The 14,331-nt window shown below is 43.8% G+C and carries 11 protein-coding genes and 1 tRNA gene; 7 read left to right on the plus strand and 5 right to left on the minus strand.

What is annotated here, in order from left to right:
• Positions 1 to 83 precede the first annotated feature (83 nt).
• The 4 genes from U0008_RS21070 to U0008_RS21085 all read left to right on the plus strand — a co-directional run bounded on the left by U0008_RS21070 (position 84) and on the right by U0008_RS21085 (position 5,241).
• A complete protein-coding gene (locus tag U0008_RS21070; RefSeq protein ID WP_043489769.1) occupies positions 84 to 320 on the plus strand; it encodes a helix-turn-helix transcriptional regulator in 237 nt (78 codons plus the stop codon).
• 443 nt (positions 321 to 763) lie between these two features.
• A complete protein-coding gene (locus U0008_RS21075; RefSeq protein ID WP_043489771.1) occupies positions 764 to 1,402 on the plus strand; it encodes an inovirus Gp2 family protein in 639 nt (212 codons plus the stop codon).
• A gap of 417 nt (positions 1,403 to 1,819) precedes the next feature.
• Positions 1,820 to 3,919 (plus strand): RecQ family ATP-dependent DNA helicase, encoded by a 2,100-nt coding sequence (locus U0008_RS21080; RefSeq protein WP_043489774.1) that lies wholly within the window; start codon positions 1,820 to 1,822, stop codon positions 3,917 to 3,919.
• Positions 3,916 to 5,241 carry a DNA-processing protein DprA gene (locus tag U0008_RS21085; RefSeq protein WP_043489776.1) on the plus strand — a complete coding sequence of 442 codons (1,326 nt, stop codon included), beginning with the start codon at positions 3,916 to 3,918 and terminating at the stop codon, positions 5,239 to 5,241. The genes U0008_RS21080 and U0008_RS21085 overlap by 4 nt, the downstream gene beginning before the upstream one ends.
• A gap of 130 nt (positions 5,242 to 5,371) precedes the next feature.
• On the opposite strand, the gene U0008_RS21090 is transcribed toward U0008_RS21085, so the two are convergent.
• From U0008_RS21090 to U0008_RS21110, 5 genes are all read right to left on the minus strand, one after another.
• A complete protein-coding gene (locus tag U0008_RS21090; RefSeq protein WP_043489778.1) occupies positions 5,372 to 6,361 on the minus strand; it encodes a GTP pyrophosphokinase in 990 nt (329 codons plus the stop codon).
• A gap of 8 nt (positions 6,362 to 6,369) precedes the next feature.
• Positions 6,370 to 7,461 (minus strand): nucleoid-associated protein, encoded by a 1,092-nt coding sequence (locus U0008_RS21095; RefSeq protein ID WP_043489780.1) that lies wholly within the window; start codon positions 7,459 to 7,461, stop codon positions 6,370 to 6,372.
• The gene (locus tag U0008_RS21100; protein WP_051874047.1) at positions 7,458 to 7,946 is read right to left on the minus strand and encodes an SLATT domain-containing protein; all 489 of its coding nucleotides are present in this window, start codon (positions 7,944 to 7,946) and stop codon (positions 7,458 to 7,460) included. The genes U0008_RS21095 and U0008_RS21100 overlap by 4 nt, the downstream gene beginning before the upstream one ends.
• A gap of 244 nt (positions 7,947 to 8,190) precedes the next feature.
• Complete coding sequence (locus U0008_RS21105) at positions 8,191 to 9,393, minus strand: tyrosine-type recombinase/integrase (protein WP_019078030.1); 1,203 nt, start codon at positions 9,391 to 9,393, stop codon at positions 8,191 to 8,193.
• A gap of 162 nt (positions 9,394 to 9,555) precedes the next feature.
• A tRNA-Sec gene (locus tag U0008_RS21110) sits at positions 9,556 to 9,650 on the minus strand.
• A 173-nt stretch (positions 9,651 to 9,823) separates the two neighbouring features.
• Here U0008_RS21110 and U0008_RS21115 point away from each other — a divergent pair.
• From U0008_RS21115 to yicI, 3 genes are all read left to right on the plus strand, one after another.
• Complete coding sequence (locus U0008_RS21115; protein ID WP_043489784.1) at positions 9,824 to 10,399, plus strand: DJ-1/PfpI family protein; 576 nt, start codon at positions 9,824 to 9,826, stop codon at positions 10,397 to 10,399.
• A 191-nt stretch (positions 10,400 to 10,590) separates the two neighbouring features.
• Positions 10,591 to 12,000: a glycoside-pentoside-hexuronide family transporter gene (locus U0008_RS21120; protein ID WP_025799604.1), complete on the plus strand. Its 1,410-nt coding sequence runs from the start codon at positions 10,591 to 10,593 to the stop codon at positions 11,998 to 12,000.
• Positions 11,987 to 14,311, plus strand: coding sequence for an alpha-xylosidase (gene yicI / locus U0008_RS21125; protein WP_043489786.1), 2,325 nt, complete (start codon positions 11,987 to 11,989; stop codon positions 14,309 to 14,311). The genes U0008_RS21120 and yicI overlap by 14 nt, the downstream gene beginning before the upstream one ends.
• Positions 14,312 to 14,331: the final 20 nt, after the last annotated feature.

Genomic DNA, 14,331 nt, shown 5'->3' on the forward strand with positions numbered 1-14,331 from the left:
GAATAGTAAAGCCGTACATATACGACCTATGACATGAAAGGATGCCACCCGGTGTCCTCCTGATACATTCCCGGAGTCCTCTCATGAGCACCATTGATATTCATAACGATAAGTTCGTCAGCATGCAGTTCATTACTGAACTGACTGGGTTATCCGATAAATGGTTTTATAAGCTTGCACAGGAAGGTAAGTTTCCAAAACCAGTGAAATTTGGCCGTAGCTCGCGCTGGATTGAACGTGAAGTAAAAGAGTGGCTGGAGGAAAGAATAAGAATGTCGAGAAGTAATGATGTTTCTGATTCCAGCGATGGAGAGTGTTAGTTAAAATTCCCCTTGAAATAAATCCATGTGTTTAGAATTAGAAGTACCACTATCATAAAAATAATCCCCTATGGAATGCCAAGAATATCGCCACTTATTAATGATTTTTTGGTTATTAACTTCGGAGTAAATTAAAGCATTAATAATAGCACAAAGCCCCATGTGAAGGTGCCTTATAATAATGATGATTGACGGTGTGGTAATATAAGCAGTACTTCATTCATTAATGCGGCATAGACAAATCACTCTAATTAAGCATAATCAAAGGCATTATACATTAATAATTACTGTAGTTAATTTTTGCATTATCAATAACCATTAAAATCAATTGGTTATGACTTGAAGGTGTTACCCTTTACTCTCAATTTTTACGTTATATATCCTCGTGATCACTAATATATCTATAAATTTATATTTCTGATATATCTTAAAAAGAGAATAACATGATTAATACATACAATCTGGATATGCGCCATGCACCCTTTAACGATCGCTATCTGCAACGATTATCTGGTGTGATATTTAATGCGGTACGTGAGCATCCACGAACAACGGCTATTAGAATTGATCTTCACTTACCTGATTACAAAGACAATGAAGACAGTTTAACTTGTATTGTAAATATTAATCAGGGATTGATGTCCCGCTTTATTGAGGCGTTGGATGCCCGTATCCAGGCATTCCTGAAACATAAAGCACAAACAGGTATAAGAACTTATCCCTGTCACTTACGTTATGCGTGGGTGAAAGAGAAGGCTGACAGTGATAAACCGCACTGGCACGTTGTGTTGTTTGTCAATAAAGATACGTTTAAAGGACCGGGTGATTATAACGGAAGAACTCGTAATCTGGCCTCAATGATCCAAGCTTCATGGAGTAGTGCATTAAATCTTCCCTTAGCCATTGAATATTTAACATTGGTTCACTTCCCCAATAACCCTTGTTATTACTTGAATTCAAACAAAGCAGCGGTGTTTCCGGACTCGTATGATGATTTAATGTTTCGCCTGAGTTATATGGCGAAAGAGCGTACAAAAGTGTACAGCAAAACGGAGCGATCATTTGGTTGCAGCCAATCATAAATCAAAAATGATGTCTGCTAATGTGTCGAGCTTAAAAGCTGCCATCCCTAAAAAGCTTCAGGTGATGTCGTAAACCCGTTATGAAACGTTTTACCTCTCAAATAAGCATCCACAACACATTAAAACATTGTTGCAATATTAGCCACCACTGCTTGTGCCATCGTTCTTGGTATGGTTGGAGACTATGCCCCGCACTTGCTGTGCGGGTAGTCACAAGAAAGCAAACAATCGTAGCAGGGCTAGTCTAGTGAGCGTGACTCAACCTTCAATGAAAATTAAAAAAACTGCATAATGAAAAGTAAGGTAAAGATGAGCTTGATGACAAATGGACTAAAGAACAATCTTGAGAGCGGTAAAGGCGCTTTTATGCTACCTCATTAGACGTGACCCGAAAATATTGCAACTTAAGGAGCAACAATGAACCGAGCGCAAGCCCAACAACTGCTGCAGACTGCTTTGGCTAACCCTGCTGCTGAATTTCGAGATGGTCAATGGGAAGCCATCGATGCATTGGTTAACCATCGTCAGAAGCTACTAGTTGTACAGCGTACCGGCTGGGGTAAGAGCTCGGTGTATTTTATTAGCACCAAAATCTTCCGCGACCGCGAGATGGGGCCTACGATTATTGTATCGCCACTGCTTGCATTAATGCGTAATCAGATTGATTCAGCGCATCGTTTGGGAATAGTTGCCGAAACAATGAATTCGACTAATAGGGATGATTGGCAGGCTGTAACTCAGCGTGTTCTCAATAACAAAATAGACTGTTTGCTCATTTCTCCAGAGCGACTAGCAAATGATATTTTTATCGAAACAGTCCTGCAGCCCATTGCCGATCGTATCGCCCTAATGGTGATTGACGAAGCACACTGTATTTCAGATTGGGGTCATGATTTTCGTCCTGATTATCGCCGTATCGTCAATATCCTTCGTCAACTGCCCGCCAACACCCCAGTACTAGGTACGACTGCAACAGCCAATAACCGAGTTGTTGACGATATCCAAACCCAGCTTGGCGATATACAAATCTACCGAGGCCCTCTAACTCGCGAAAGCCTCGCTCTTCAAACGATGTCTTTACCTGATCAGGCCTCTCGTTTAGCTTGGCTCGCCCAAGTTATTCCTATGCTACCAGGGACTGGCATTATTTATGCATTAACAGTTCGCGATGCCGACCAGGTGGCAGAATGGCTAAGCATGCACGGTATAGTTGCCAAGGCATACCACGGTAGCATTGAGGCGGAAGGTTTTGAGAACAGCAATGCTTACCGTGAGTACTTGGAAGAATTGTTACTTAACAACCAGCTTAAGGTTTTAGTAGCAACGACCGCGTTGGGTATGGGTTATGATAAACCTGATTTAAGTTTTGTAATTCATTACCAAGCTCCGAGTTCAATCGTTGCATACTACCAACAGGTAGGGCGAGCTGGGCGCGGCATTGCTCATGCAACAGGTATACTGATGTCGGGGATAGAAGATAACGACATTCACGATTTTTTCCGCGATTCTGCATTTCCATCGGAAGACCAGGTTAACGATATTCTTCAAGTGCTGGAAAATAGTGATGGTCTATCACTTCGCAGCATCGAGGAGGAAACTAACCTACGGTACAGTCAGATTGAGAAAGTACTCAAGTTACTGAGTGTAGAAAATCCGGCTCCTGTCATTAAAAATGAAAATCGTTGGGTTAGGACTGCAGTTCGCTATCAAATGAATCATGCCAGAATTGCTCATTTGACAGGACAACGTATTCAGGAATGGGAAGAGATTCAGGCGTACCTTAACGACCCTGGATGTAAAATGGCATTTCTACGCCGTTCTCTGGACGATCCCGATCCAACTCCATGTGGTAAATGCTCATCCTGTGTTGGTCAACCAATTATAAATCAAATCATTGACCCTGCTTTGGTGCATCGTGCAGGGACTTTCCTAAAACATGCAGAAATGCCGATTACTCCAAAAGCTCAGGTCGCAGCTAATGCATTTTTACAATATGGTTTCAGAGGCAATTTGCCTCAGCAGATTAGAGCGCAAGAAGGTAGAGTATTGTCTCGTTGGGGGGATGCTGGTTGGGGGCGCTTAGTAGCCGAAAATAAACGTGCGGATCATTTTGATGATGAGCTGGTGGTGGCTATGGCCGAGATGATTCAGCAGCGTTGGCAACCAAACCCAGCACCACAATGGATATGCTGTGTCCCTTCACGCAATCATCTACAATTAGTTCCTGATTTTGCTCGGCGCTTGGCAGTATGTTTGGGATTACCTTTTTTCGATGTCGTTAGCAAGATCAGAGATAACCAACCGCAAAAAGGTCAACAAAACCGTTTCCATCAATGCCGAAATCTTGACGGCGCTTTTGAGATTAATCAACCTCTCCCTAACACATCGGTTTTACTTGTAGATGACATTGTAGATTCAGGCTGGACGCTAACTGTCATCGCAGCACTCCTACAACGAGCAGGTAGTGGTAAAGTATACCCTGTGGCACTTGCTTCATCTTCGGTAAAAGAATCATGAATGTATCTAACTTATTGTCAAAAACGGCCCAAGCGACCTTACTTCTGACTAGTTATTTTTCTAAAGCAACTAGCGAAACCGCCAAACCACTTTCCAATGCTGAATGGGGTCGTTTTGCGCTATGGTTGAAAGAAAAAGCAGTAACGCCAGCTGATTTGTTGGAGTCTGACCCTCAAACCTTACTGAATGGCTGGTATGACTCCCGTATCAGTACGGATCGGATCATTGAGTTAATGAATCGAGGACATAGTCTCGCTTTGGCTATGGAGAAATGGCAACGGGCAGGCTTGTGGGTAGTGACACGTTCTGATCCAGAATATCCATGGAGATTAAAGCATCGCCTCAAAACAGACTCTCCCCCTGTTTTATTTGGCTGTGGTAATAAATCCTTATTAAATAGAGGGGGATTGGCTGTCATTGGTTCTCGAAATGCCAATGCATCAGACCTTAATTTTACCGATTACATTGGCGCTAAAGCTGCGGAAGAAAATATAGCCGTTGTATCTGGTGCTGCCCGTGGGGTGGACGAAACAGCAATGTTAGGTGCAATGAGGCAAGGTGGAACTGTAATCGGGATTTTGGCAGATAGTTTGTTAAAAGCTGCTACTAGCGTCAAATGGCGCAAGGGTCTTATGAATGACCATATTGTACTGATATCCCCATTTTACCCTGAAGCTAGTTTCTATGCGGGAAATGCCATGGCTCGCAATAAATATATCTATTGCTTGTCGGATAGTGCATTGGTTATTCATTCTGGTCGAAAGGGGGGAACAATTAGTGGGGCAGAGGAAAATCTTAAGAAAGGATGGGTGCCACTGTGGGTCAATCCAACAACCGACATAGATTCGGCTAATGCTGATTTAGTGAACAAAGGGGGATACTGGTTACCAAGTGATGATAATGGCCTATCAATCGAGGATTTGCTAAAAAATGATGACAGATCAAAAATGCAGTTAAAAGTAGAATCCCAAGATCTTTTTTCAGAATTGTCGCATCCAGAATTGATTATTGAACCTGCAGTAAAATCTTCAACCCAAGCTCTCAAGAAAGAACGGACTGCTACTATTAATGAAGAGACTCCCAATCTAGTAACTACGGAAAACCAATTAAAGGGAAAAGAGGTAGTTGTGAATTCTGTAGATTTTTATCGGCTATTCATGACAGAATTACAACGGTTGGCCGAATCGCCATTTACAGTCGATAAATTAACAGAGGTCACAGGGTTGAATAAATCGCAAGTGCTTGATTGGTTGAAACGCGCTGAAGAAGATGGTTTGGTAAAAAAACTAAACCGCCCTACAAGGTATCAATTAAATGAATAGTAAAAGGACATGGTATATCAACTATAACCGATCTGGCATTAATGAGTTTTAATTAAGCTTGGACATATGAAAATTTAGAATTGACCCTGATTGAAATATCATCTATCAGGGTTTAACAATTGAAGATAGTTTATGTTTTTCTTTCAAGCGCAACCCCTAGATCCGTGGCCATTTTTTGGATTAGTCTCCAATCTAGTGGCCATTCTTTTTCTAAAGTAGATTTCCGCCTTTTAATTAACCAGTAAACGAAAATAATAACGCTTTGTTCAAAGAAACTACTTTCTTTTTTACCATCTTGAATTAACGATTCGAGCTCAGGAGTATCTTCTATAAATTGATGTAATCTTTCTATCGTGTCGGGTTTGATCACTTCTTTAAATGTATCTAGTATTAATAAAGTCGATTTTTGGTTGTTTGGTCTATTCTTAGTTAAAGCCATGTAGAGATTATCTAAAGCTCGCTGAATTCCTGCGTAACCATCAGATGCTGCGTTGATTGCTTTTGAGACTGAACAAAAAAAATCATCCGTTGTTTCTATTAATGCCATACTTTTTGCTACAGTTCTATGTATATCTGGCTCAACTATAGTTTTTGCTTTATATATGGCATCATGAGTTAACTCTGCATAGGCATGTTGTAATAAAGATCTAACTTGTATCTCACACGGAATACCTTGATCAATGATAACTCCGTTATAATCAAAGGTTTCTTTCGCAGTTACAATAAAATGTACGGATTGGTATGTGAAAATTAGCGGTGTATTTAGTCTTTCTTCTTCGTAGTGTCTTGATGTCTTATAAAGCCATTTATCACTATTTTTTATTATTTCACATACTTCATCTATGTCTGAAGTAAGCAAAACGACAAACCTGATACCAACCTTATCTTCAATCTCTTGGTAAGGATTATTGTATGATTTTTCTTTTCGATGAAAAGCTTTATCGATTAGAGAAGTCTTTTCTTTTATTCTTGGTGTTGCAGGTTGCTTGAGAAAGTTATTAAGGTCTCGCTCTGTATTTTCTGTGAGTTTTTTGCAAATATTTGAGACGACAAAATCCCCCCATGCTTTATACATAGGTTGTTCTTTTTCCCAACGTTGCGAAAACTCTAATTCATTCATTAATTAGCTCATTCCTGAAGGGTTATCTTGTCCTTGATGAGGATTGTCGTCCACTCAGCAGGTTTACCATCTTTATCGAGTTCACCTATAGTAGATTCAATTACAATATGGCTTTTAAAGACTTCCGCAGGGGCTGTAATTTTTATATTTTTACTAAAGTTAAGCTTTCTTGTTTTTAGTTTGCTTTCAATATGCTCATTGTCTCTTGTGAAAGAGGTTTGTGGTATACCAGATTCATGAGCATACTCAAGATAAAGATCCTTCACATCATCATCAAAAAATCTTTCGGCATAATCTTTAGCTGAAATTACATCCGATTTCTCATGTTTAAGATATGTAACTAATGCATTTTTAAGCACATTTTTCTTTTCTTCGCTGACATCTAATTCATTAAGAAATTCACTCGTTTTTTCATAAAAATTCTTTGTTGTGCGAGCACTTGTTTCTGGGTAACCGCAACCCAAAAAATTTTGATAAAAATATTGAGCTGCTGCTTTACCATCCGATTTACTGATTTGATAGTCAGAAATCATCACATCCCATGATTCATTAAGATCAGTATTATTAAGAGAATTAGTTGATTGGAAAAAACCGGCGGTTTTATAAAGTTTCGTGGACGGTGTAAGTAATATTTCTTCCACGAATTTTAACGATATTTGGCCCGTATTTTTGTCAATAACTTTCTCATATGCACTATGAATATCAGCCTTGATAATCCCAATGAATTTTCTTTTGTTTACACTATAGTCTCCAGAAAAAATTACAACAATTCCGCCTGGAATTGCTCGTCTTGTCTGTGCATCAGCCAGTTTATTAGCTATTGTGTAAGTCTCATCAATATAATCCTCTCCCTCTTTATCAACTAAGGTCGTAGAAATATAAGGGACATAATCTTTTCCTTGTTCCTTAATTTGCATTTTTACTGCTTTAGAACCATCTCCTAAAGCATCAATTACTCGAGATTTGAAACCCTGCAAAGCATCATCATCAAATTTTATAAATGAGGAGCCTCTTGTTGGTTCTATTTTGCTTCCTTCTTCGTCGCGTTGATGAATTTGGTGGATAATTATCTTGTCAATATTTAGTTTGCTGATTTTCATTTCTGTGTAGTTCCGTCATATTGAACTTCTGATTTTATATTTTTGCTTTCAATATATTCTTTGTGAATATTGTTCCACTCTTGACTATCTTTTTCCCAAATAGATTTGTATTCATCAAAAAGACCATCAACATCTGATTGGATTATATTTTCTTTGGAATTTAAATAATTAACTTTGTTTCTAAGTTGATACATGGCTAGCAAAGTAGCTTTTTGCCTAAACCACAATTTTTGATAATCAAATCTCGCGGTCCATCCACTTACTAGAGTAAGACAGGCACTAACAATGAGAGCCGAGTTTTTCTGTATTTTTTCATATTCTGATATATCGAAGGCTAATATCAGTGTAATAACAGTGCTCAGAAATATAGTTATGAAAAAAAACACTTTTAATTTTGTTTTATTCCATTTTGCCTTGCACTTTATTATGTTAATACTTTTATTGATTTCATCCAATAAAAACTGCTGGGAAGATGTAATAGACAATTATCTCACCTGAAATATTTGCACACTGGTAATAAAATTGCTTGCAGTAACTGGTATGAGCTCATACCAGTTACTGCAAGTAAGGCTACCGCAATTGATGCACTCAATAGCTTTGCATAGAGATACTTTGAACAATGCTGTATGTAACTAGCTGATGCTGTTAACTATAAATGAGAATCAGAGCAAAATCGAGCGGTAGGTTAGATATACACAGAAAGCATATAAAACCATAGATATCAGTTTATTACACTACCGCATGTAAGATTCTACGTTCATGGTATAGATCAAATAAATAGTCTGAGTACCACTGCATCATCTCCCTGCGCCCCTCCAAATACTGAGCATGGTTATACGTCCCACGTATCGCGTTCTTATCCACATGCGCAAGCTGCGTTTCAATCCACGCTGAGTTAAAGCCTTCTTCATGCAGGATGGTACTCATCGTGTGGCGGAATCCATGCCCCGTCAGCCTTCCTTTATATCCCAATAACTCAATCACCTGATTAACGCTTTCCTTTGAGATCGGCTTCGTTCGATCATTGCGTCCGACGAATACAAGTGGGTACAGCCCGGTAATAGGCTTAAGTGACTCAAAGAGCTCTACAACCTGATCCGACATCGGAACGATGTGTGGTCGTTTCATCTTCATGACTTCAGCAGGGATCTCCCAGAGACGCTTTTCAAAATTAATATTCTCCCAACGGGCAAAACGTAATTCCTGAGTTCGTACCCCTGTAAGCATGATGATTTGAGTTGCAGTCTTGGTAATAACACTCCCGGTATAGCCTGCAAGATCTCTAAGAAAGTGAGGAAGCTCTTCGGCAGTTAGGAAAGGAAAATGCGTTTTCTTTGGTGTTGCGAGGGCTGTAGCGAGGTCAGGTGCAGGATTGTATTCAGCGCGTCCGGTCACGATCGCATGACGGAATACTTCACCGCAGCGCTGTCTGACTTTACGCATCTTTTCTAATGCGCCACGTTTTTCCATCCGGCGAAGAGTTTCCAGCAATTCCATGGGCTTAATTTCAGCTATGGGACGCTTACCGATGTAGGGGAAAATATCCTTTTCAAAGGTATCAATAATTTCATCACGATAACGTAACGACCAACGATCCGTTCTCAGTTGATGCCATTCCCGGGCAATAGCTTCGAAGGTATTTTCATAGTTGAGCTTTTGAGCGATTTTCTCTGCTTTCTTTAGCTCTCCGGGATCGCTTCCAGCAGATAGTAACTTTTTCGCAGCTTCACGTTTTTCACGGGCTTGAGCAAGAGACACCTCAGGATAAACGCCAAAGGCGAGGCGCTTTTCTTTACCTGCATAACGATACTTTAAACGCCAGTAGCGTGAACCGTTGGCGGTTACTTCAAGATAGAGGCCTCTACCATCAGATAGCTTGTACGGCTTCTCTTTGGGTTTGGCTGTATCGATTTGTCTGACTGTTAGCTTCATTGGGGGCATCTCAAAATGGGGCTATAAATCATGCCCCCCATTATGCCCCCAGAATACACTTGATTCTGATAGAGACAGTTGACCTCGGGAGAACATAATCAGCAGTAATTGCGGGTATTATAGGGGATTTAATTGAGACAGTGGAGTTCAGGAGAGGCAAATTGGCGGAAGATCACAGGAGTCGAACCTGCCCGGGACCGCTGGCGGCCCCAACTGGATTTGAAGTCCAGCCGCCCCACCGGGGACGATGATCTTCCATTGGGAGATCTGAAGAGTCGGCGATTATACCCTGAAAAACCTCACGTGCTAAGTGGAAAATCCCAGTTTCGCGATACGCTCTTCATAAATAAAACAACGTTTTATTTTAATCAACACAAGTTTGGTACTCTTTGCTGCATAAATAGCCGTCACCTTATCTGCAGGAGATACCATGTCTAAGAAAGTCGCTGTACTACTGGCGAAAGGGTTTGAAGAAGCGGAAGCGATCATGACCATCGACGTTCTGCGTCGTCTGGACATCCACGTCACCACGTTGGCCTGTCAGGATATGTTGGAGCTCACCAGCTATCACAACATTCGCATGTTTGCCGATGTACTTCTCGAACGCAGCATGGATGAAACCTTTGACGCCGTCGTTATCCCCGGCGGGCCTGAAGGAACCGTCAATCTGGCCGCCAATCCACTGGTTGTTGAATTTATCCGCCGCCACGACGCCGCAGGAAAATGGATCTGCCCAATTTGCTCTGCCGCCGCACGCGTTTTAGGAGGAAATAATCTCCTCAATGGCCGCCGCTATACGTGCTCAGGCGATCTGCATCAGGATGTTAAAGACGGCATCTACGTGGATGAAAAGATCGTCGAAGATGGCAATTTGCTCAGTGGGAAAGGCCTTGGCGTTGCTTTCGATTTTGCTTTCCACCTCGGCTGGAAACTCACCGGTGACGCAAGCAATATCGATTTTCAAGTAGACCATATTTATTACGACTACTGGCGTACACAGGCCTAATTTATAGGCGCGATAAATGTTAAGGTCGCGCCATATTTATAATTTAAATCATTGAATATAAAAACAAGTTATCGCGGTCACATAAAACACAAAACATAATTTCAGAATGAAAAAACACAATGGTTAGCGGCTTATCCTTGCTCTAAGAATGGCGTATCGAATCCACGATACAAACGCCTTTAGAGGGATATATGAGCAGCCACATTCTGACAAAGCGAGAAAAAATCGGCTATGGCCTCGGCGATGCCGCAAGCCATATTATTTTTGACAACGTCATGTTCTACATGATGTTTTTTTATACGGATATTTTTGGCATTCCCGCTGGCTTCGTCGGCACTATGTTCCTGCTAGCGCGTGCGCTCGATGCGATTTCCGATCCTATCATGGGGTTAGTCGCTGACCGTACCCGCACCCGCTGGGGCAAATTTCGGCCTTATGTGCTTTTTGCCGCTATTCCCTTTGGCATCGTCTGCATATTTGCCTATAGCACGCCCGAGCTCAGCCTAACCGGCAAAATGATTTATGCCGCCATCACTTACACCTTGCTGACGCTGATGTATACCGTCGTCAACATTCCGTACTGTGCGCTAGGCGGCGTGATTACCGCCGATCCGACGCAACGAATCTCTCTTCAGTCCTACCGTTTTGTGTTGGCCACCGCGGGCGGAATGTTAAGCACCGTGCTCATGATGCCGCTGGTCAGTCTTATTGGTAAAGGCGATCAGGCCTTCGGCTTTCAAGGCGGTATTGCGGTGCTCGCCTTAGTGGCCGTCATCATGCTGGCTATCTGTTTCGCCACCACCAAAGAGCGCATCAGCGATGAAGGCACAATGCAGGGCAGCATGCGTGAAGATCTGCGCGATATCATTCGCAACGATCAATGGCGCATCGTTGGCCTGCTCACTATTTTGAATATCTTGGCTGTCTCAGTGCGCGGCGGCGCCATGATGTACTACGTCACCTATATTCTCGGCAACCCGCTGGTGTTTACCTGGTTTCTCACCACCTATTGCGTAGGCAATTTGTTAGGCAGCGCAGCAGCCAAACCGCTGACCGACTGGAAATGCAAAGTCAGCGTATTCTGGTGGACCAACGCCCTTCTCGCCGTACTCAGCATAGCGATGTTCTTTGTGCCCATTGGCGCCAATATCACTATGTTTATCTTCATCTTTATCATCGGTGTTTTACATCAGCTCGTCACCCCAATCCAGTGGGTGATGATGTCCGACACCGTTGATTATGGCGAATGGAAAGGCGGCAAACGCCTCACGGGGATTAGCTTTGCGGGTACGCTGTTCGTCTTAAAACTCGGGCTCGCCCTCGGCGGCGCGCTGATTGGCTGGATGCTGGCGGGAGCGGGATATCAATCGGGAGCTGCCACGCAAAACAGCGCCACCATCATGTGCATTATCGCCCTGTTCACGCTGGTTCCCGCCGCTTGCTATTTCCTGAGTGCGCTTATCGCCGCTCGCCTATATACCCTGCGTACGCCGTTCATAAACCGCATTTTAAAAGAGCTGGCCGATGGCGTGCGCCGCAACGAACACGCATTCAATCAAGATATGAAGACAGCAGAGGATTTAAGTCATGAAAATCAGTGACGGCAATTGGCTCATCCATGAAGGACTCAACCTCATCCACCCGTTATACGTGTTTGACGTCGAGCAGCACGCCCGAGAAATGGTTATTTACGCCGCGCCGCGTGAAGCCAGCGCTCGATCAGCGCAGCTGGATACCCCGCTGTTTACACTACGCTTTTTCTCTCCACAGGAGGGTATCATTGGCGTACATATTGCACATTTTGCTGGACGAATAGAGCGCGGGCCGCACTATCCTTTACACCACACCACCGAACACCCCCTGCGGATGGAGAATACCGATGATTACGCCGCACTGCACAGTGGCGATTTAAGCGTTCGGGTAACCAAAGGGGAAAACTGGGCGCTGGATTTCCTGCGTCACGGCGAACGCATCACCGGCAGCGTGGCTAAATCGAACGGCTATATTCAAAATGCCAAAGATGGCAAAACCTATCTCTATGAACGTCTCGATCTCGGCGTGGGAGAAACCGTCTATGGCCTCGGCGAACGCTTTACGGCTTTCGTCAAAAATGGGCAAAACGTAGAAACGTGGAACCGCGACGGCGGCACCAGCACCGAACAGGCCTATAAAAATATTCCGTTCTATCTGACCAATCGCGGCTATGGCGTGTTAGTAAATCACCCCGAATGTGTTTCGTTTGAAGTAGGTTCGGAAAAAGTCTCCAAGGTGCAATTCAGCGTTGAGGGCGAATATCTGGAATATTTGGTCTTTGACGGCCCAACGCCCAAACAGGTTCTAGACCGTTATACTCGCCTCACTGGCCGCCCAGCGCTACCGCCAGCGTGGTCATTTGGCCTTTGGCTTACCACCTCATTTACCACCAACTACGACGAAAAAACCGTTAACCGCTTTATCGACGGCATGGCTGAGCGCAATTTGCCGCTGCACGTGTTCCATTTTGACTGCTTCTGGATGAAGGCATTTCAGTGGTGCGATTTCGAATGGGACCCTGAAACCTTCCCCGATCCGGAAGGTATGCTCCAACGCTTGAAAGCGCGCGGGCTAAAAATATGCGTGTGGATTAACCCTTACATCGGGCAAAAATCGCCGCTGTTTAAAGAGGGAATGGAGAAAGGATATCTGCTCAAACGCCCAAATGGCGACGTATGGCAATGGGATAAATGGCAACCGGGACAGGGCATCGTTGATTTCACTAATCCCGCCACCCGCGACTGGTATACAGGCCATCTCAAACGCTTAATCCACATGGGCGTTGACTGCTTTAAAACCGATTTTGGTGAGCGAATTCCAACCGACGTGGTATGGCACGACGGCTCCTGCCCGCAAAAAATGCATAACCATTACGCCTTTATTTACAACCAGTTGGTGTATGAAGTTTTACAACAAGAGTTAGGTAAAGACGAAGCGGTGCTGTTTGCCCGCTCGGCCTCGGTCGGCGCGCAGCAGTTTCCGGTTCACTGGGGCGGCGATTGCTACGCTACCTATGAATCTATGGCAGAAAGCCTACGCGGTGGACTATCTCTTGGGTTGTCTGGTTTTGGCTTCTGGAGCCATGACATCGGCGGATTTGAAAATACGGCACCGGCACACGTCTACAAACGTTGGTGCGCCTTTGGCCTGCTCTCCAGCCATAGTCGCCTGCACGGCAGTAAATCCTACCGCGTACCGTGGGCGTATGACGATGAAGCCTGCGACGTGGTACGTTTCTTCACCGAGTGGAAATGCCGCCTAATGCCGTACCTCTACGCCACCTCTGCTCAGGCTGCCAAAACAGGTACGCCGGTGATGCGCGCGATGATGCTGGAATTCCCAGAGGATCCGGGCTGCGATTATCTGGATCGCCAATACATGTTGGGAGATTCGCTGCTAGTCGCGCCGGTATTTAGCGAAAACGGTGACGTCAGCGTCTATTTACCCGCGGGCCGCTGGACACATCTCTATACCAACCAAGAAGCCACCGGTGGCTGGCACCGAGAACGGCACGACTTCAACAGTTTGCCGCTGTACGTACGCCCTAACAGCCTGATCGCTATCGGTAATAACAGCCAAAAACCTGATTATGACTACGCAGATAGCACCTGCTTCCATCTGTTTGCCTTAGAGGAAAATACCCAAACGCAGGCCGTTATTCCTGCTGCCGACGGTGAAACTCAATTTACGCTTTGCGTGCAGCGTAAAGGCAATCAGTTGCATGTTTCGAGCACCGGAAACGCTCAACGCTGGAGCCTATGCTTACGCAATATTCATCGAGCGATAGCACAGGAAAGCAGCACGGTGCATACGGGAGAAATGGGCGTTATCATCACGCCTGCTGATGGGGTTAACAGCCTGACCATCACGCTCAAATAACATCACTTTGCTAAAAAAAC

Source organism: Hafnia alvei, assembly GCF_034424155.1.
GTDB classification, from domain to species: Bacteria; Pseudomonadota; Gammaproteobacteria; order Enterobacterales; family Enterobacteriaceae; genus Hafnia; species Hafnia alvei.

Bases quoted from the DNA above. Each gene is read 5' to 3' on its own strand.
- U0008_RS21080 (WP_043489774.1), top strand. From the start codon at position 1,820: ATGAACCGAGCGCAAGCCCAACAACTGCTGCAGACTGCTTTGGCTAAC.
- U0008_RS21090 (WP_043489778.1), bottom strand. From the start codon at position 6,361: ATGAATGAATTAGAGTTTTCGCAACGTTGGGAAAAAGAACAACCTATG.
- U0008_RS21115 (WP_043489784.1), top strand. From the start codon at position 9,824: ATGTCTAAGAAAGTCGCTGTACTACTGGCGAAAGGGTTTGAAGAAGCG.
- U0008_RS21070 (WP_043489769.1), top strand. From the start codon at position 84: ATGAGCACCATTGATATTCATAACGATAAGTTCGTCAGCATGCAGTTC.
- U0008_RS21075 (WP_043489771.1), top strand. From the start codon at position 764: ATGATTAATACATACAATCTGGATATGCGCCATGCACCCTTTAACGAT.
- U0008_RS21095 (WP_043489780.1), bottom strand. From the start codon at position 7,461: ATGAAAATCAGCAAACTAAATATTGACAAGATAATTATCCACCAAATT.
- yicI (WP_043489786.1), top strand. From the start codon at position 11,987: ATGAAAATCAGTGACGGCAATTGGCTCATCCATGAAGGACTCAACCTC.
- U0008_RS21105 (WP_019078030.1), bottom strand. From the start codon at position 9,393: ATGAAGCTAACAGTCAGACAAATCGATACAGCCAAACCCAAAGAGAAG.
- U0008_RS21120 (WP_025799604.1), top strand. From the start codon at position 10,591: ATGAGCAGCCACATTCTGACAAAGCGAGAAAAAATCGGCTATGGCCTC.
- U0008_RS21085 (WP_043489776.1), top strand. From the start codon at position 3,916: ATGAATGTATCTAACTTATTGTCAAAAACGGCCCAAGCGACCTTACTT.